The sequence below is a fragment of the Pseudozobellia thermophila genome (assembly GCF_900141855.1).
In the GTDB taxonomy this organism is placed as follows: domain Bacteria; phylum Bacteroidota; class Bacteroidia; order Flavobacteriales; family Flavobacteriaceae; genus Pseudozobellia; species Pseudozobellia thermophila.
Genome location: NZ_FQYU01000014.1, coordinates 36,676 through 54,434, shown reverse-complemented (window position 1 = coordinate 54,434; position 17,759 = coordinate 36,676). Strand labels below are relative to the sequence as shown.

17 protein-coding genes are annotated in these 17,759 nt (G+C 38.7%); 3 read left to right on the top strand and 14 right to left on the bottom strand.

The annotated features are described in order from the left end of the window. Window positions 1–536 precede the first annotated feature (536 nt). The gene (locus tag BUB37_RS19820) at window positions 537–1,079 is read left to right on the top strand and encodes a hypothetical protein (RefSeq protein ID WP_072995602.1); all 543 of its coding nucleotides are present in this window, start codon (window positions 537–539) and stop codon (window positions 1,077–1,079) included. 650 nt (window positions 1,080–1,729) lie between these two features. Here BUB37_RS19820 and BUB37_RS19815 read toward each other — a convergent pair. The 13 genes from BUB37_RS19815 to BUB37_RS21990 all read right to left on the bottom strand — a co-directional run bounded on the left by BUB37_RS19815 (window position 1,730) and on the right by BUB37_RS21990 (window position 15,015). Then, entirely contained in the window at window positions 1,730–2,692 is a 963-nt protein-coding gene (locus BUB37_RS19815) for a PD-(D/E)XK nuclease family protein (RefSeq protein WP_170863202.1), read from the bottom strand. Between the two features lie 139 nt (window positions 2,693–2,831). Beyond that, window positions 2,832–3,146, bottom strand: coding sequence for a hypothetical protein (locus BUB37_RS19810; protein WP_072995598.1), 315 nt, complete (start codon window positions 3,144–3,146; stop codon window positions 2,832–2,834). Between the two features lies 1 nt (window position 3,147). Further along, entirely contained in the window at window positions 3,148–4,461 is a 1,314-nt protein-coding gene (locus BUB37_RS19805; RefSeq protein WP_072995595.1) for a restriction endonuclease subunit S, read from the bottom strand. Further along, window positions 4,454–6,082, bottom strand: a complete 1,629-nt coding sequence (locus BUB37_RS19800) for an HsdM family class I SAM-dependent methyltransferase (protein ID WP_072995593.1) — start codon at window positions 6,080–6,082, stop codon at window positions 4,454–4,456. The genes BUB37_RS19805 and BUB37_RS19800 overlap by 8 nt, the downstream gene beginning before the upstream one ends. Window positions 6,083–6,097: 15 nt before the next feature. Beyond that, window positions 6,098–7,216, bottom strand: a complete 1,119-nt coding sequence (locus tag BUB37_RS19795; protein ID WP_072995591.1) for an ATP-binding protein — start codon at window positions 7,214–7,216, stop codon at window positions 6,098–6,100. 96 nt (window positions 7,217–7,312) lie between these two features. Next, window positions 7,313–10,384 (bottom strand): type I restriction endonuclease subunit R, encoded by a 3,072-nt coding sequence (locus BUB37_RS19790; RefSeq protein ID WP_072995589.1) that lies wholly within the window; start codon window positions 10,382–10,384, stop codon window positions 7,313–7,315. A gap of 189 nt (window positions 10,385–10,573) precedes the next feature. Beyond that, the gene (locus tag BUB37_RS19785; RefSeq protein ID WP_072995587.1) at window positions 10,574–10,927 is read right to left on the bottom strand and encodes a hypothetical protein; all 354 of its coding nucleotides are present in this window, start codon (window positions 10,925–10,927) and stop codon (window positions 10,574–10,576) included. Beyond that, a complete protein-coding gene (locus BUB37_RS19780; RefSeq protein ID WP_072995583.1) occupies window positions 10,924–11,853 on the bottom strand; it encodes a hypothetical protein in 930 nt (309 codons plus the stop codon). The genes BUB37_RS19785 and BUB37_RS19780 overlap by 4 nt, the downstream gene beginning before the upstream one ends. A 1-nt stretch (window position 11,854) precedes the next feature. Next, on the bottom strand, window positions 11,855–13,120 hold the full coding sequence (locus tag BUB37_RS19775) for a hypothetical protein (protein ID WP_072995573.1): 1,266 nt from the start codon (window positions 13,118–13,120) through the stop codon (window positions 11,855–11,857). Between the two features lie 10 nt (window positions 13,121–13,130). Next, window positions 13,131–13,535: a hypothetical protein gene (locus BUB37_RS19770; RefSeq protein WP_072995570.1), complete on the bottom strand. Its 405-nt coding sequence runs from the start codon at window positions 13,533–13,535 to the stop codon at window positions 13,131–13,133. A gap of 18 nt (window positions 13,536–13,553) precedes the next feature. Beyond that, a complete protein-coding gene (locus BUB37_RS22020) occupies window positions 13,554–13,934 on the bottom strand; it encodes a DUF6804 family protein (RefSeq protein WP_072995565.1) in 381 nt (126 codons plus the stop codon). 418 nt (window positions 13,935–14,352) lie between these two features. Further along, complete coding sequence (gene yidD / locus BUB37_RS19755) at window positions 14,353–14,634, bottom strand: membrane protein insertion efficiency factor YidD (RefSeq protein WP_072995564.1); 282 nt, start codon at window positions 14,632–14,634, stop codon at window positions 14,353–14,355. After that, the gene (locus tag BUB37_RS21990) at window positions 14,635–15,015 is read right to left on the bottom strand and encodes a hypothetical protein (RefSeq protein ID WP_317616560.1); all 381 of its coding nucleotides are present in this window, start codon (window positions 15,013–15,015) and stop codon (window positions 14,635–14,637) included. 249 nt (window positions 15,016–15,264) lie between these two features. Between BUB37_RS21990 and BUB37_RS19745 the strand changes: the two genes are divergently transcribed. Beyond that, window positions 15,265–16,080, top strand: a complete 816-nt coding sequence (locus BUB37_RS19745) for an endonuclease/exonuclease/phosphatase family protein (RefSeq protein WP_072995563.1) — start codon at window positions 15,265–15,267, stop codon at window positions 16,078–16,080. Window positions 16,081–16,116: 36 nt separating this feature from the next. Here BUB37_RS19745 and BUB37_RS21735 read toward each other — a convergent pair whose 3' ends face one another. Further along, window positions 16,117–16,272 (bottom strand): hypothetical protein, encoded by a 156-nt coding sequence (locus tag BUB37_RS21735; protein WP_170863201.1) that lies wholly within the window; start codon window positions 16,270–16,272, stop codon window positions 16,117–16,119. A gap of 383 nt (window positions 16,273–16,655) precedes the next feature. On the opposite strand from BUB37_RS21735, the gene BUB37_RS19740 reads away from it, so the two are divergent. Continuing rightward, window positions 16,656–17,408 (top strand): hypothetical protein, encoded by a 753-nt coding sequence (locus BUB37_RS19740; protein WP_072995562.1) that lies wholly within the window; start codon window positions 16,656–16,658, stop codon window positions 17,406–17,408. The last annotated feature ends 351 nt before the right edge of the window (window positions 17,409–17,759 follow it).

Sequence of the window (17,759 nt, the reverse complement as noted above, 5' to 3'; positions counted from 1 at the left end):
CAACATTGGTCAGGAGGGAACACCGCAGGTAATCCTCCGGCTCCACAATACTCAAGAAACCACCTTTTTGTGCAACCTTTTTCGTTCCGCCTACGGGATTCGAAGGCCTGCGCGCCATCCCGCCCCTTCGCTAAAAAGGTCCACCGGACCTTTTTTAAACGCTCGGGCGTCTCCGGCTCCACGACACTCAAGAAACCACGCCTTTGGGCGTGGTTTTATGTTTTATGAAATGTCAAAACGAAGTTTTGTAAATGAATAAAACACAAAACCGGAAGCGATAGCTTCGTGGTTTCTTATTTGCAACATTGGTCAGGAGGGAACACCGCAGGTAATCCTCCGGCTCCACAAAATAAAGCCACCTTCTGGGTGGCTTTTTTTGTTCCGCCTACGGGATCCCAAGGCCTGCGCGCCATCCCGCCCCGAAGCCTGGATGGTTTCTTCCAATAATCCATCCCTTTTTTTTATCTACACGTTAACCTTTACCCCTTCTTCTTGATTAATTGGCAAAGAACAATTACGAATTAAACCATTTTATTATGAAAACTATGAAATTAAGTATGCTGTTATTTTTTGCTCTTGGAACTGTCCTGATTTCCTGTGACAAGGAAGGTCCCGAGGGCCCCATGGGACCTCAAGGTCCCCAAGGTGAACAAGGCCCCCAAGGCGAGGATGGAGAAGATGGAGAAGATGGAGAAGATGGGAATGCCAATGTATTATCTTCGGATTGGTTTGATATTTCCTGGTCGTCTAGCCCCGCAACTTTTGGCTATCACGACGAACCCGCCCCAGATGTAACAGACCAAATTTTGGAAGATTCGGTCGTTCTAGTATATTTTGAAACTTCACCCTTCGTTTACCCGCTCCCCTTAACCTGGACAGCGACCATAACTGTGAACTATGCCTTGCAAGCCGGGCAAATTAGAATTTATTTCAGGGCAGATACAGACTTTTGGCCGCCAGCAGGGCGGGCAAGGTATGTCATCATACCTTCGTCTTCAGAGAGCGGCAAAGCGGAAAGCCTGAACTACTCCAAAATGTCCTATCAAGAGGTAATGGACCACTTTGGGCTTGACTATTAAAGGCGGAATAGCAACACACTCGATAACCGGGGCAAAAGCCTCGGTTGTTTTTGGTATTGAAGGCTTTCCTGTTTTTGAAGGCTACACCTTCACTAAAAAGGGCTACCGGACCTTTTTTAACGCTCGGGCGCCTACGGCTCCACGACACTCAAGAAACCACTTTTTGGGTGTTTTTTTGTTCCGTCTACGGGATGGGTAGCCGAATTGATTCTAAAACAACTTTAGTAAAAATGCGAGATAATTAGTAATTATTACTAAGCTTCTCGGAAAACAACTAAAGATTGTACCTTACTGATTTTATAGAAGAAAATTATCCGTTGAAGAGTAGTCCTTTTCCAGAGAGGAGCCTTAAACGGCGTGTACAAATTTGGAAAATAGCCGACGGCTTATGTGGCCTTGTAAATGGAGGGGACGTCGCTAAAAGTGCTTACTGTATGGGGTGCAGGTAGGTTCTAGGGCTTCAGGCTAGGTGACATGGAAGAATGTAGATACCCCAATCTTTCAATGCTCCTGCATAAACCATTGATATACTTTTTTTGTGGTAATCTTCGTATGTATCGTAATTTGTTCTTCTTTACTGCCGGGCTATTCTTAAAACACCTATACGTACTTGCTATTTTTCTTCTGTCCCCTAGCTGCTTCTGACGCATTTACTTTATAAAACGCCAAGGCAATCGCTTGTTCTGGCTGATGAAATCATATAATTTCTCAAAACTACCTGTAAACCAATCCTGGATTTCCTTATCCGCATTTTGATTGTTCAAAAACCTACCTAAATCCTCCTCTAATTGAAAAACAGTACCTATGTCGTATTCAATTTTTTTAAATTCCGGAGAATTGTCTAGATCAATAAAGGTTGTAAAATGTTCATGTTCTTTAGCCACAAGAACTCGTGTAATCATTTTTAAGTTTTCAAACTTAATACCATATAATATTTCTGACAACTTGCCCGTCTTTGATTTCAAAACATCCTCAACAGAGTATACAATTCTATTATGATTCCGAATTTGGTCCCAATTAAAGTTCTTGTTATACTTAACTTTACCAAACTTCCTTACAAATTCCGGTTTGCTATTTTCTATATGAAATTCAATAATTTCAATAGTTTTTCGCATACTTTCCATAGCAATCAGATTATCGCTCTTTATAGTGTTGTCTTGGGCCATTTTATTATTTTTTAAAAATTCCAAAAAAGACTTTACCAATGGGTTATTGTCAAACGCTTGTAGAAATTTCGCTACCTCATACCATCTAAATTGGGCATAAACAATGCCTTCATCACTTAAACTTTTTGGGTCGGCATATTTTGTACAATACCGTAAGTGCTTTACTTTCTTTGCAAAATGCTCATTTAATGCAATCGTGTATTTGAGTAATTGATTCTTCCCTTCCCCCGACTCTACTTTATGCTCTACAAAGCAGATAGTATTTTTCCCAGCAAGAACCAAGTCAATAATACAGTTGGGGTCGTCAGAGCTTAGTACAAAGTGTTGTTGGGTCAGTACTTCATAATTGTCTTCCGGTAATTTTAAAAACCCAGCACAAAACTCGTTGGTTATCCCAGGAAACATTTGAAGTAGTCCCGCAAGAGCCTCTGTGGTATAGTCTTCCAAAGGAGTCTTGTACGTGTGCTTCCGGTAGAGGTTAAATAAGGAGTTAAACATGTTTTATTTTTATTCACAATTGGTAAAAAAACCATAATTGCCAAAAGAACCTTTTATAACTTTGTGAAGGCTACCCCTTCCTAATCTCTTAAATAATCTTTCTTAGTTCATCTACCAACAATTTCAAATGCAACAATAAACCCAATGCAGGTGAATGCCTTTTATACACATATTCTTTAAAGTTTATGGTTTTAAAATCTTTTAGTTCCAGGTAGGCTTTATGAACTTGCTTTAAATCCATATCCCATATTTCTTTTGTGGATTGCCGTTTGAAAACCATTGTGGTCCCCTTGTACTTTTGTACAATATATTCACAGCCCTCTAGGCTATTAAATGAAACCACAGGACCAACAAGTTGCATAAATTCTATAAAAGATATATTGGGTCGGGTCTTTTGGTACATGCTATTTTGTTTTATACGTTCCCCCCTCCTCAGCAACCATACCTAACTGTTCTTTTACCCCACCTTTATCCCGAACTTTTTCGGGACTCCTTACGGTCGCCTGCCCATTCATTAACATGGGCAACAACCAATCGCGCAGTTCGGAGAGTTTTTGGTTTTCTTTTAAATTCAAAGCAATTTTCTCATTGTATTGGCTAAAGATTGTATTTGCTTTTTCTATTATTTTACCTCCAATCGGTAAAACTATTTTTAAATCCATTATATCATTGTGAGATATTGATGGATAAGCTGAAACCGACCCTTCAGCTATTTTTTGTAGCCTAACAGTAACATAATCTTGACATAAAAATTGATAGATAAAGTCATTTGTAAACTTATTGTTTTTACTTTGAATTTGTGCAAATCCAGTAGATGCTACTAAGTTTTCTATTGGTGATTTTATTATACCAAAATGTTCTTGATTAGGACGAACAGTTGAATATAGAATATCGTTTGGTGATACTATTCGTTGAGCTCTACTTGGAATTTTATCAAATCCAACTATCAACTCTTGAACAGAATCGATAACATTTCTAGTTAAATTACTTGTGTCAAGATAATTAATGCGTGAAAATTTGGTTTCTTTTGTTCTATTCCACTTATTACAATCAACTAAATCACCTAAATATTTCACCTCCCACCCCTCAGGTATCTCCCGTTTTAGCTGCTCGTTATACACCATTTTACCACCTGACGATTTGTAGGGTTTGCCGTTTTGGTCTGGAAAATCAAACTGGACAAACCAATAGTCGTAAATGGTTTTGGCGAGTGCCTCTAACTCTTGGTTGATTTTGTTGTTGACTTCTATTTTGGCATCTAAATCGGATAAGACTTTGGCGATTTGTTTTTGTTCATCCAGTTCAAAATCAGGAATTGGAAAATCTAGAATTTGATTTTTATCACCTCGAGGCATCTTGGTACCTTTTGAACCTGTCATCATATAATCAAAAAATTCATCTCTAAAAAGTGAATAATAAATGAATTTCGGACTATATCCTTTTTTTACTTTTAGAGTGAGAACATCTGACGAACTACCGCCCGAACAATTTGCAAACCAAATCTTTTTCAAATAAGGTCGAATATTTGCAATCAATATATCGTTTTCATCGTATCGAGTTACGGTACTTGATGTTTGCTTTGGCATTTTTTCAGCCTCTACCTTTCCTTGTTTGTTTTGCAGTAAATTATCGGTAGTTACATAATTATGGACATTGATATTATCCAACGAAATTCTTTCTTTTGAATAATTAGCCGCGTTTACAAGTATCTTACTCATATCGTAAACTCTTAAAATTATTCTGAATCTCCTTTTCCAAACGTTTAGATTCGGCAAACAGGCTTTCCAAATTAGTTTCAAAGCCCTTTATTTTGTTTGTAAACTCTTCCGCCGTAATATCAACATATTCAATCTTTACCTCAAAATATTGGCCTGCACTGAGGCTATAGTTTTTTGCTTTAATATCGTCATAGCTTACCACTACCGAGAAATCGTCCTTGGCTTCCTTGGTATTAAAGACATCAATAATCTGCTGTTCTTCGGCCTCGCTCAATACCGTTTTTTGGTTTTTGCCTTCTTTTACCTTGGTGCCCAAATTAGAGGCATCTATCAATACCACTTCTTCGGTATTGGCTTTGTCTAAAAATAATATACTCACATTGGTACCGGTGGAGGCAAAAATATTGCTGGGCATACTTACCACTCCTGCCAACATTTTACTTTCTACCAATTTTTGCCTAATCTTTTTATCGATACCGCTTTGGGCCGTAATAAAACCCGTAGGCACCACAATGGCAGCCTTGCCCGTTTTATCCCTAAGCGAATACATAATATGCTGTATAAACAACAGGTAAATGGCCATGGATTCTTTCTTTTTGGCAGGTACTCTCGGGATGCCCGCAAAAAAACGTTCCTTATTGGCTTTGCTGTCCAAATCGGCACTGTAATCAGAAAAATCTAGTTTAAAAGGTGGGTTAGAAACAATAAAGTCAAACTTTTCCAATTGTCCATTTTCCTGTTTGTGATAAGGCGATAAAATGGTGTTGCCCTGTATAATATTCTGAATGGAATGTACCAGATTGTTCAGTATCAAGTTCAACCGCAACAAGGCCGAGGACTTTTGGGAAATGTCTTGAGAGTAAATGGTACACTTGTCCTCCCCAATGGCATGTGCCAAATTCATTAATAGGGTCCCCGACCCCGCACTGGGATCATAACAGGTGACATTGTTTACATTTTGTTCGGGCACCAAACAGGCCGCCATGATCTTGGCAACGGCATGGGGCGTAAAATACTCGGCATATTTACCTCCACTGTTAGAGTTGTAGTCTTTGATCAGGTACTCGAAAATTGTAGCGAAAAAGTCGAACTTTTGGGTAAAAATATGCTCAAAACTAAAGCCCACCAATTTGTTGACCAATGCCTTACAGAAGGCATCCCTATTATCGGACACATACTTGCTTATGTTCTCGAACAAAATTATTTTTTCGCCGCCTTGGGTAGATACCGAGAAGATATCGTTATTGGCCTTGGCGATATCGAGCAGGGTTTGGTCAAAAATCTCGGCAAACTTGGGTTGGTTCTGCTGTTCGAACAAACGGGACAAAAAGTTCTTGGGTGCAATATGGGCGGTATTCTCGCTTATCTGCATGCCCAACAGTTCCAGCTCATCATCGGAATATTTTTTTAGGGCTTCGTCAAAATCTTCGGCCTCTGCCAAGCTAGGCTCCAGCTGTTTTAACTCGTAGACATATTTATCGTTCAGGAACTTGTATAGAAAAACCTGGGTGATGATCTTAAATTCGTTCCCGTCATTTCCCAGGCCATAATTGGCACAAACACTTTTAAGGTCGTCTATAAGTGCTTTGGTCTGGGTTTCAAATTGTATGGTTGTCGTCATTGATCGTATCTTAGTTTATAGGACAATAAATTCTCTAAAATTGGTATGGTCCACAATAACCTCTTTGGCCTTGTATTCATTTACAAAGGTTTTCGGCAATCGCAGTTTTTTCTTGGCTTTCCACTTAAATTCAAATCCTGTTATAACACCGTTCCGTTCCTCTACCAAGTCTACTTCCTGTTGTTGTTTGGTGCGCCAGAAATACATTTTTGCATTCGTGTTTTTATAGGTATTTTGTTTTAGCCTTTCGGTAATCAAAAAGTTTTCCCATAGCGCGCCCGTATCTTGGCGCAACGCAAGGGGGGTAAAATTGCCCAAGACCATATTGCGGACGCCGTTGTCATAGAAATAGATTTTTTTGTTCTTTTTTATTTCATTGCGGATGTTCCTGCTAAAGCTATTGAGCTTATAGATCACAAATCCCTTTTCGAGAATATCTATGTAATTGGCGACGGTATTCTTGTCCACCCCTACTATTGAGGCAAGTTCATTGTAATTTACTTCGCTGCCCAATTGAAGGGCCAAGGCCTGAACGAGCTTTTCCAGTACTTCGGGTTTTCTAATATTGGAATATGCCAATATATCCCTGTACAAATAACTGTTCACCAATTGTTTTAAGAGTTCTTTTTCTTCTCCGGGATGATTGAGGACATCGGGGTAAAACCCGTACAACATTCTGTTTTCCAGTTGTTGTTCCGCTGCCAGATACCCATGTTTGTTTTCAAATTCTTCCCAACTTATGGGGTATAGTTGATATTCCCATTTTCTGCCTGTAAGGGGCTCGTTCAGTGCGTTGGACAAATCAAAAGAGGAGGAGCCACTTACAAGTAATTGCACATCTTTAAATTGATCTGTAATAATTTTTAAGGTAAGGCCTATACCCTCAATTCTTTGGGCCTCATCAATAAAAACTATTTTATGGGCGGCCAAAATACTTTTTATTTGGGTTGTATTTGGGGTGTTCAACAAGCTTCTTACGGTAGGGTCGTCACCATCTAAAAAGAGGTGCTCTTTACTGGCAATGATCTCTTTTATCAATGTGGTCTTGCCCACTTGTCTGGGGCCGACCAATAATATGGCCTTCCCTTTTCCGAGCTTGCTTTCAACAATATCTTGCAATGTCCGCTTATACATGCCCTTTTTTACAAATATACCATTTTATATCGTATTCACTAATAGTTATGCTTTTTAGTGAATATAAAAACCAATTAACACAACTTACACCGTGTTTTACGCAACAAAACCGTTGTATTCGTTCATATATTCTTTTACGATAATACTGTTGATGCGCTTTACATCGGTAGTGTTTATGGGGATGTGCTGTTCGTTTTTAAATTGGTTGACGACCAAGCGCATAACCATTCTTTCTACATAACTTTCGTTTTCCAATATTTTGGAGTTCTGCATAATTTCTTTATCCACCGCAGATTTTAATCCCATTAAGGCCTCGAACAATTTGCGTTCACTATCCGTTAAGGGATTCTTTTCCATGAGACGTTTGTGTATGCGGGCGTACTTGGCGTCGTAATCATATTTCGCTTTTAGTAATTGGTTCTCCCGTTCCAATTTCTTCGCTTTATCATAAATCTCGTTTAAGGCCTTTATATTGGCCTCCATTTCTTCCTTAGTAACCTCACTGAGGTTTTTCTTTTTAAAGAGTCGCTCCAATTCCTCTTTTAAGGACACGAAAACCGGGTCTTTTTGGTCAAAATTTCCTCCCAACATTTCACGCGTGCGTTGTAAGGTGTTCTTTAACTCATCGGCCAAAACCATTTCCTCCTCCTTTACTTTGGTGAAGGCAAAAATGACATCCTCCAAAGCGGTGTTCAAAATGTTTTCGGTGCCTACATTATTTTCCAAGGCCTCCCTCGTATTTATAAGGGCCAACCTCTCGTTGGTCAACCTAGACAAAACGGCAAGTTTTCTAAAGTCCAATTTTTCGAGCAATTCAAAATTGCCGGACAACCGGATCAGATTGTACAGCTCCTTTGCATTGTTCAATGCCTTGGCAATAAGTCTGATTTCGGTACGGTCGTTGATTTCAGAAATCTGTTCCCCAAAAACGGTGGCATTTTCGGTATTGAACTTAAAAAGTACATCCTTTATTTCTTCAATCTCGGTTGTAATCTCACTGGCCGATTTAAAAAGGTTGGAATAATGTTGCAGTTCATCGCCGAGCTCCGATTGCAGTTCATTAAAATAATCCTGGTTGGTCTTATCGAACTCCTTTTGAATATCGGCAAAGTCCACCACATAACCATATTTATGGTTCTTGTAGGTTCTATTGACCCGGGTAAGGGTCTGTAATAAATTATGGGATTTTATTTTACGACCTATGTACAGCTTCTTTAATCGCTTGGCATCAAAACCGGTCAATAGCATGTTGTAGACAAAAAGGAAATCCAGTTTTCCTGCTTTAAAGTCAGACACCCAATCTTTACGCTCTTGTTTAGTGCCAATATCATGTAAAATTACTTGGGCAGAATTAACATCGCTTGCCTCTTTCTTTTTACTTCCATAACTGATAGGTTCCTCGGCCGCCAGATGCAAATCAGATTCTTTTTTAGCGGCATATTTATCTTGAAATATTTCGTACATCATCTTTGCCTGATCGGAAGAATCGCAAACGACCATGCCACCGATACTGTTGTCGTTCATTGAGATCCTGGCCTGTTCCATATCTTTTACGATATAGTCGAGCATCGGCTCCACGAACCTATGATGGGCAAATACCATTTTCTTGTCCGTATTCCCCTGTAAGATTTTAATGTCTTCCAAGGTCTTTTGCAGTGCAAGTTTATAATTGGTTTCTATTTCTTCACGAATCAGCCGTAACGTATACCCATCTTTAATGGACAGATTGTAGTAGTATTTATGAATATAATCGCCAAATAAGGTTTTAGAATTATATTCCTTTCCTAACAATGGAGTACCGGTAAGCCCAATCTTTATGGAATGGGTGTCCGCCAATTCCAAATTGGCCAAAAAACTACCCTTGGGATTGTAACTTCGATGAACTTCATCCAAGAAAAAAATACGCTGTACACTTAGGTTGTAATCGTTGTTTTTGATAACATCGGGATCATCTTTGAACTTTTGAATATTAACGACCGTTATTTCTGCCTTGCCCGAACTGTTATGGATAACCTCTGTCGATTTTATGTCCTTTGTGAAGGCATCCCTAGAATCAATCTTATGCACTACCAGCCCTCTGGCCGTGAACTCCTTGGCTGCTTGGGTCAATAGATCCAACCGGTCTACAATGAAGTAGAACTTGGGAATGATGTTCTTTTTTTGATAGTAATCCGTAAGATGTTTAACATTGAAATAGGCCAAGGCCGTTTTTCCCGAACCTTGGGTGTGCCATATAATGCCTTTTTTTACCCCGTTTTCCAGTTTGTTCTCTATAGCTTTTGTAGCGAACAATTGCGGGTAACGCATTACGTGCTTTTCCAATCCCTTTTCTTCTTCTACATAAGCAAAGGCGTAGCGTAAAATAAATTGTAACCGCTCTTTCTGGAATAATGAAGTAGTTATAGCGTTGGTTGGCGTATTCGGGCTTTTATTGGCCAAGTATTCTTTTGAGTTTTTGATACTCAAGTAATTCGTGTCCTTAAGAATAAAATTCTCGGTCTCCTCTGATATAGGTTGAAGCAGGGTATCTAAATCAAAAGTTTCTTCTTCCCTGAAATAATTAAAAACAGGGCTATAATAATTGGTTGTACTATAAAAAGCACCCTCTAGCATTTGTGTGTCATCATCGCTATATTTCATGTTGTTCGAAAACACCATGAGTTGGGTAATATTGATGAACTTACGGAACTTTTTATTTTGGAAACGGGTTTTCATCCGTCGATGTTCGGCCAAAATACCGTCCCTGTTATTTGGCTTTTTGACCTCTATAAAGAACAAGGGCATTCCGTTAATCAATAAAATGATATCAGGCCTAAAGGATTCATCATCTTTTTGATAGGGCAATTCCGTAACTACGTGAAAGGAGTTGTTGGCTTCAAAATTTTCAAAATCAATCAACTTGACTCCCGATTGGTCAATCAACTTACTGTAAAAGGCACGGCCCAAGTCTTCATTTTCCAATGAAAGGGAAACTTCATCAAACACCTTCTTGATGTCGTTTTTGGAAAGGCCAGCGTTTATCTCTCCTATTTGTTTTTCAAAAATTTCGGTAAAAATATTAGTGCTTTCATCCCACTTGTTATCCTTTAGTGATAGGTACTGATACCCCAATTGGACCAAATGCAGTATGGAAGGGATCTTAACTCTAGAATCTTCGTTGAAAATCATTGATAATCATGGTCAGTTTAGAACTATTAAAGTTAAGGCAAATATTATGTTGAAGGCAAATCTTACTGTTCATCCCCCAATTAGTAGGACAGGTTTTCTACAAATCCAGGTTAATTTATGCTGCTTTTTTAAACATGTCCATTGGTCTATCATAATCGATTGATTCATGTCTTCTTGTAGATACCCCTGTTAAAAATCAGGGCCGCAATTTAGATTTTCATTATAGGGCTGAATGTACTTCCAAAAGGCCTTACCGGCACTGTCCATATAATCCATTGAATAATTGAATTTTGTTCTGGGGCCTACTTGGTAAATATATTCTTTGTACGAGCTTGTAAACTGTACAAGGGCGAAATAGTACCTGTTAAAGCTATCATCTGACACTTCGTAAAAGGTGACCTTCGAAATAGCATCACTGTCATAACTATAATAAGTATATCCATAATCTTGCGATTTTACCATGGCCATCAAATCTGAACAAGAGGATTGTGCGTTTGAGCCGATCCAGAACAGAAGCATGACAAAGAAGATTGGCTTTTTCATGAATTTATAAAGCTTACGATTACTTTTTCTACACTGGAGGCCAAATCGGCATTTTGAATTTTGTATTTCTTAATTCCCATGGCTTCGAACCAATTGGTCCAATACTCCCTAATGATATCAATGGCATACGGATTGGCCGTATTGGAACTTTGAACACCGATCACCAATACCTCCAAATCTTCCAGTCCGTCGTTGGCGGGTATAAAGCCATAGCCCTTTTCTTGCATGGCCTTTTTGTAATCGGAGTTGTTCAGCCGCAATGCCCCCAAGGATTTTGGGGTCAGATAAGAACTTTGGTTCCCTTGTTTCATTTGGGTGTCTTTATGGTACATATAACCATCTGTTAAAATCACCAATATGTTGCGGTGGCAGGTACTGATCGTATAATCCTTCACATTATCTTTAAAAAAGCGCCAAATATCGGAACCCGGATAATCTTTGGCCTGTTTAGAATCTGCCTGTGCCAGCCCATACAACTTGATGGGCTCTTCGGCATAGAGCCTAATGGTTTCTTGGATCCTTGATTTTGGTGTATCCCTGTTGAATTCTACATGAAGCTTTTCTGCAATGGAATTGATCCCTTCATTGGCAGGTTCGGGATTAAAGTAAAGCTGTATCCGGTCTTGCAACAGAATTAGTTTTTTGGTTTTTATATGATTGACAAAAGCTTTAGAGATACTTTTAAGGTATTGGGTATCTTTTTGAATGGTTTTTGCTTCCGTAATCCTATCCGACAAATCTAAAAACACACTGATGTTCAGGTTGTTTTCTTTGTTTTTCAGGACAAATTCAGGGCATTCCCCCGTTACAGGGGGCGCTGGTAGCTCAACCTCGGATAGTTTTTCCTTAACGTCTCGTTTGCATCCGACCGTACCTTGAAGGAGGTACAAAACAATTACTAATACTATTTGAATTGAAAATTTCATTTTAAAGGGTTTTGGTGTATACTTTATTTTGGTAGGTGTCCGTATCCAAATCGAGTTCCTTTATATGATTGTCATAAACTTTGCGACACTCGCTTAAATAGGCTTTGGTCTCTTCAGGACCCAAAACTACGTGCCTAGTAATACTTTCCAACCATCCTTGCAGGTATTCCGAGGAAAGGGCCTTGTAGTTTCTAATGGGAAGAATAAAACCTTCAATGATGTTCTCTAGTTCGGTACACCTTATCTTAAGCTCGTCCTTTACCTTTTCAATAGCGACAATAACCTCCTTGTGCTTTTCGGCACGTCCTAGAAGATTATTGATATCCTGCTCAAGCGAGTTGATAAAATTTTGGATTTTATCCCTATCGGCATGCTCTTTCATGACAAAATCAAAGACCAAGCCCCAAATCACATAGGATACGAAACCCGCAAAGATGATGACCCAAAAACTAGGACTATTAAGAGCCAAGGAGACTGAAAAATCAGGATCTTCGAACGTCTTGTTCAGGTTGTACAGTTTTTCATCAATGAGATAGGCCAATAAGGCATCGAAAATAAAGGTGGTGATAAAGAGCATAACCACCTTAATAATATTCAGGGTCGTAGGCTTATGCCAGAACATGTGGATGAGATAGCCCAAGCCAAAAAACACGAAAGGAATAAAGAGAATAAAGCCCAACTCCAACACGCCCGCGTCATAGGCCTCTTGAAGTGCCTGTGGATAAAACATACCCCCAAAGAGCTCTGTTGAAGGATCAAAAGTTCTGAAGAATGCCGAGAATGAGGTGGAAATATAAAAAATGAAGGTGTATAGGGTTAAAAACAGTAGCAATACGAAACCTATCCAAAACTTTGAAGATGATCTACGATCAGCGGATATACCATAATCTTGTGGATTTCTCCTCACATTTACGATATCGTTTTTTAATCCGCCTATTTGATCTTCAATTTTTTCGAGCCGCTCCTTTTCCCGTTCAAGCTCTTCTTTTTTATTCAATAGAATTGTTTTTTTACCCTTTAGTTCCGTCATGTAGGGTTGTTTCAGTTTGATCTGTTCCAGCTCTTCCACTTTACATTTATTCTCAAACTTATAGTAGATGGCCTCTAGGTTGATCTTTAAATTCTCAGGTTGCCCTTGACACGATTTAGAAGATTCAAGTCCGTCTTTATGATAGGTCACTTTTTCATCTTCAATGGTCTTGACCGCCTTTAAGGGTTCAGGTTTTTTGGTCGGTTTTAATTGAGCGATACTTTTTAATAGTCCCATGGTTTCTTATTTAATTATTAAGTTCTTGAAGAATGGCTTCCTTACTTTTGCCTTCTTTGGCACTTTCAATGAGGTAATCCGCCAAGGGGACTACATTCTCCTCCAAAAATTCGAACTTTCTACAATATTTTTTTAGGGTGTTGTATTCATCTTCGGTTACCTTTTCATCGGCCCAGATCATACGGGCCAAGTCGTAGAGGTATTCGATACGTGTTTCAACGGTTTCGGGTATGGTTATAGCCCCTGGATGTGCTACCAAAATCTCATCCAACTGTTCTTTCGAGATGTTTCTTTCACTGGCAAATTCATATAACAACTTCATTTCCAGCGGACTAAAATCATCATCGGTCAATGCAATTTGGTACAAGCGCAAAAAATGACTTTTAATCTCTTCTGATATTGCAGTATCTTCCATAATTTGAAATGTATTGGTTTAGTATTTTTTATCGCGTCCGTAGGACTTTGCTTTCCTTTTTTTAGGGGCATAGGGAACGTAGGGTTTAGGCCGCTTTCGAATTTGAAAGGCCTGAAGCAGAAAAAGGAGGGCACAGATAAGGTCGATGGGAATCCATATTATTTTGCGGTATAGGTAAACCGGGATAAAAGGATTAAAGAGGTAAGCCACGAGAGCAAAGCAAAAAAAGGTAAAAAGAACCTTTGATTCCTTTAGCGCGACAAGTACCGCCCCTATAAAAACAACAGTTCTCAAAAGTGTATAGTATTCGCTCCGCCAATTCAACAGCGAAAGCAACAGGAACGCCACGCACAACAATGCGACGTAACTAAAAATATCCTTTTTAAAAACGGCTCTCATATGCTTTTGGGTTTGGTCGGTTCATCTCTTGTTCAAACCTATGACAATTAGATGGTTGTCCCTTACAGATATCCGTAAAGCAAAAAAAAGAACAGTTATTTACCGTCTTTTTTATTCTAAATCTAATCTTCCCAGCCACAAAGAGTTCTCCCCAATTGTCTTGCACTGGAAATCGATACCTCATAAGTTTTGGTCGAACAATTGGACAATCCTCTGCACGATTTTATATAGTGGTATTTTTTACTCCCTTTTCCTTTGCAGATGTAAACCCCTCTTTCATTTTCGACAGGCCCTATAAACGAGAGCAACACCAAGATTACTAGAATAACAACAGTATTCTTAACAGAGGCATGCATATCTATTCCCTTAAACAAGGCTGCCAAACTTTTCAATGGTTTCTTCATCTCCACACAATTAATCAAGACGTTAATCGGTCTGCAATTTCATCCTGTCCAAGGATAGTCTTATCTGGCAGAATCAATTGATATTTCCCAGTAATTGGATGGATAAAGACTTCGGCTTCAGGCCTACAATTCCTATATCGATAAAGAAGTGCTTTCAACCCTTCATAAAAACCATTGTCCCTGGTAATTCTATATACATAATGTGAGCAAGATTCATGAAAAATACAGTTTCTTCTTTTTGACTTTGGAATCGTTATCCAATACATTATTATAGAAAACAGTAGAAAAAGCCGCATTTAACCTTTCTTAAATACAATCATTTGCCTTGTTGTTGTATAACCTGGACTAGACCTCAATCCAAAACAGCCACTCTGCGGCAACACTTGTGTAGACACGCTCTCAAGTCTTACATAATTCCACCCTTGGTTAGAATGATGTTCAATTATTTCCTCAAGTTGGTCGGCAACATGTTTAGATGTCCCTTTGTTGGCATCAATTGCAGCGATAAAAGGTATAACCTTATACTCCATAGCTCTCATAGGCAACTCTTCCTTTTTAAGTATTCTAAATACAATCCGATTAAGTGACCGAATAGGTAGCCATTCTTCTCCCCTCCATCGGATAATTTTATCTTTGCTAAACTCTCGTTTATGGGCAATTTTAATTTTTGCACCCATTTTTATCGCAAGTAATTTGTTCCGATGTAGTTACCCAATGATCTGGATTTTCACTTGTATTAAATCCACAACCAGTGATTCCTCCCTTTGTTCCCTTATGAACTTCATTTGTAGGTGTATGTTTTACAGCCATATCAGTTTTTTATTTACAATACCCAAACTTAACCCTATTAAAAACCAACACCTTACAGATTTCCGTAATTGGCTTTAATTATTTAAATTATTTTTGGATCTAACCTTACTACAGGTATGATACTAAGAACCACAGTTCTATTGTTGACGCTCGTTCACTTTAGCTTTTTCGGTCAAGGAAAAGCAACTCTTATCTCTTGGAACATTCAAGATTTCGGTCAAAGTAAAAATGCGGAAGAACTGGAACAGATTGCAGAAATTATTCGTGAAGCCGATATCGTGGCCATACAAGAAGTGGTAGCGGGCTACGGGGGCGCACAGGCCGTTGCCAAACTAAGCGACTTACTAAATAGAAAGGGCAGTAAATGGGATTATGTTATCAGTAACCCTACAAACAGTAGCAAATACGCCACCGAACGCTATGCCTTTCTATGGAAAACCAGCAAAATTAAAATCAAGAACCGCGGCCAACTGATAAAAGAATTGGACTCTTTAGTGGATAGGGAGCCTTTTTTTATAGATTTCTACATAAATGCACATAAACTGACCATTCTTAATTTTCACTCCAGACCACACGGAAAAAACCCCGAAGCCGAGATTATGGCAATAACAGAATATTTGACCGAGAAGAAACCTGAGCAGCCTTTAATTTTGGCGGGGGACTTTAATGTAGATGAAAAGGAAGCCGTATTTGAACCACTTAAAAACATTGGATTTAAGTCAAGCATCAGCAATCAAAAAACCACCCTTAAACACAAATGCGATGGAAATGGTAGGTACTTAAACTATGCCATTGACAACATTTTCTATTCCAAAAACATTTTAAAATTGCAGGGCGGAACCATAGATTATATAAAGTTCTGCGAAAATTTGCCAATGGCGCGTCAACTTTCCGACCATCTACCTGTTCTATTGAAATTCCAACTACAATAAAAGGGCCATACAAAATGTATGGCCCCAAACAATTAATCATCCTTCCGGTGGCGGTGGCGGTGGATCGGCGTCGTCTCCTTCGGTGTCATAACTACCATAGAGTTGATCCATTTCAGAAACGGTTTCATTTGTACATGAAAACAAAAACGTGTTTATGATTATGGCCGCAAGGGCTAAAAATACTCTCTTCATTTTACTTTGATTTTGGGCAAGCCGATAGCTGCCCGAGTGAATACTCAGTTACCTGCGATGATTCCATCACATTGAAAAATGAAGGGACGTCTCCCCAAGGTGAGAAGTGGGTAAATCCGAATACAGCAGCATTAAGCTTACTTCTCAATCAGCTCTTTTGCCGACTGTATCGCGGATTTCCTTTACGAATGATTTTTCTAGAAAAACTATGTTTGCAAAGCATAGCTGGAATCATTCCGGGAACAAAGGAAAACAAAGGATTCAAGCCTGTTGTAGACAGATATTGGACATTGATTGGTCATTTATCGGACATGGATGGAAAAGGCTCTTAAAGAGACGTTTAGGATTAAATATTCAGTGACCATTTTTTGTATTTTAGACTCATGAATGAGAATATAATCAGTGAGATCGTTATAAAGGCTTTCGAAAAAGCAAAAGCCGAACACATTTCCCATTCAAAGCATGGCTTGTCTCAATATATAAGCGACCACACCGGTTTAAGTACCAAAACCCTTGAAAGAGCCTATGATAAGTATGTTGCCAAATCCAATAAATGTGGTATTCCCCAATCCGCAAGCGTAGACATACTTTGTCAGTTTTTGGGGTTTGAAGGTTATACAGATTATATAAAAAAATCTCGACAACAATCCCACTCGTCAAAACCTGTAAAAAGAACAGTAGAAAACAACAGCCCCCTAAAAAGAAAAAGGATTTTATTTTATGCCATGGGGGTAATTGGCATTCTACTTATTGTATTCTTTGTTTCTGGATCTAAGCACAAGAAAATGACGGATGGGAGAATAACCACTGCGTGTATGACCTGGGCCGATTCCTTATACGTCAAATATTCTTGTGATGAGGGCCCCTATTCTACATGGGGCACCAAAGTAATCCCGTTTAATGATTATTTATTCAAAAACATGAAAAAGGTTAAGGTAGATGCCGCCTATACCTTCTTTAACCATAAAAAAGAACCTTTGGTTTGGTACCATAAAAAGAGTGATAGTGAAATCGAGTTTTATAAATCCCCAGGATTACATCCAATAAATGGTAAAACATTAAAGCACATTACTCCTTATATCATCCAAAAATATGTATCCCTACATAAGAATGATAACGATTCATTTATAAAGTAAAGTAGATTTAATCGATGGATCTTGAATGTTTTTCAATTACCATACCTCCCCAAAAAACAACTCCATCCATTTGCATTTCCATAATCTCCATTAACCGCTCGATCCGCCCCAAACAAGGCCATTTTCAATTTAAGTCATAGTCGGTGACTTCACATTACCAGAGCAAGGCCCAAACACTAAAAAAACCACCCCACCCTTGCCTATTTCATATTATTGGCAACCTATATATAGGAATTCAGATATTTACATTTAATAATGATATGAAATTTATTTTTCTTCGTATCTTTTTCATATATTACAAAACGAAATGTTTATAGCCGCCTATCCAAGGCGACCGAACCGCGTAATCAG

Bases quoted from the DNA above. Each gene is read 5' to 3' on its own strand.
- BUB37_RS19820 (WP_072995602.1), top strand. From the start codon at position 537: ATGAAAACTATGAAATTAAGTATGCTGTTATTTTTTGCTCTTGGAACT.
- BUB37_RS19810 (WP_072995598.1), bottom strand. From the start codon at position 3,146: ATGTACCAAAAGACCCGACCCAATATATCTTTTATAGAATTTATGCAA.
- BUB37_RS19805 (WP_072995595.1), bottom strand. From the start codon at position 4,461: ATGAGTAAGATACTTGTAAACGCGGCTAATTATTCAAAAGAAAGAATT.
- BUB37_RS19800 (WP_072995593.1), bottom strand. From the start codon at position 6,082: ATGACGACAACCATACAATTTGAAACCCAGACCAAAGCACTTATAGAC.
- BUB37_RS19795 (WP_072995591.1), bottom strand. From the start codon at position 7,216: ATGTATAAGCGGACATTGCAAGATATTGTTGAAAGCAAGCTCGGAAAA.
- BUB37_RS19790 (WP_072995589.1), bottom strand. From the start codon at position 10,384: ATGATTTTCAACGAAGATTCTAGAGTTAAGATCCCTTCCATACTGCAT.
- BUB37_RS19785 (WP_072995587.1), bottom strand. From the start codon at position 10,927: ATGAAAAAGCCAATCTTCTTTGTCATGCTTCTGTTCTGGATCGGCTCA.
- BUB37_RS19780 (WP_072995583.1), bottom strand. From the start codon at position 11,853: ATGAAATTTTCAATTCAAATAGTATTAGTAATTGTTTTGTACCTCCTT.
- BUB37_RS19775 (WP_072995573.1), bottom strand. From the start codon at position 13,120: ATGGGACTATTAAAAAGTATCGCTCAATTAAAACCGACCAAAAAACCT.
- BUB37_RS19770 (WP_072995570.1), bottom strand. From the start codon at position 13,535: ATGGAAGATACTGCAATATCAGAAGAGATTAAAAGTCATTTTTTGCGC.
- BUB37_RS22020 (WP_072995565.1), bottom strand. From the start codon at position 13,934: ATGAGAGCCGTTTTTAAAAAGGATATTTTTAGTTACGTCGCATTGTTG.
- yidD (WP_072995564.1), bottom strand. From the start codon at position 14,634: ATGCGGCTTTTTCTACTGTTTTCTATAATAATGTATTGGATAACGATT.
- BUB37_RS21990 (WP_317616560.1), bottom strand. From the start codon at position 15,015: ATGGGTGCAAAAATTAAAATTGCCCATAAACGAGAGTTTAGCAAAGAT.
- BUB37_RS19745 (WP_072995563.1), top strand. From the start codon at position 15,265: ATGATACTAAGAACCACAGTTCTATTGTTGACGCTCGTTCACTTTAGC.
- BUB37_RS21735 (WP_170863201.1), bottom strand. From the start codon at position 16,272: ATGAAGAGAGTATTTTTAGCCCTTGCGGCCATAATCATAAACACGTTT.
- BUB37_RS19740 (WP_072995562.1), top strand. From the start codon at position 16,656: ATGAATGAGAATATAATCAGTGAGATCGTTATAAAGGCTTTCGAAAAA.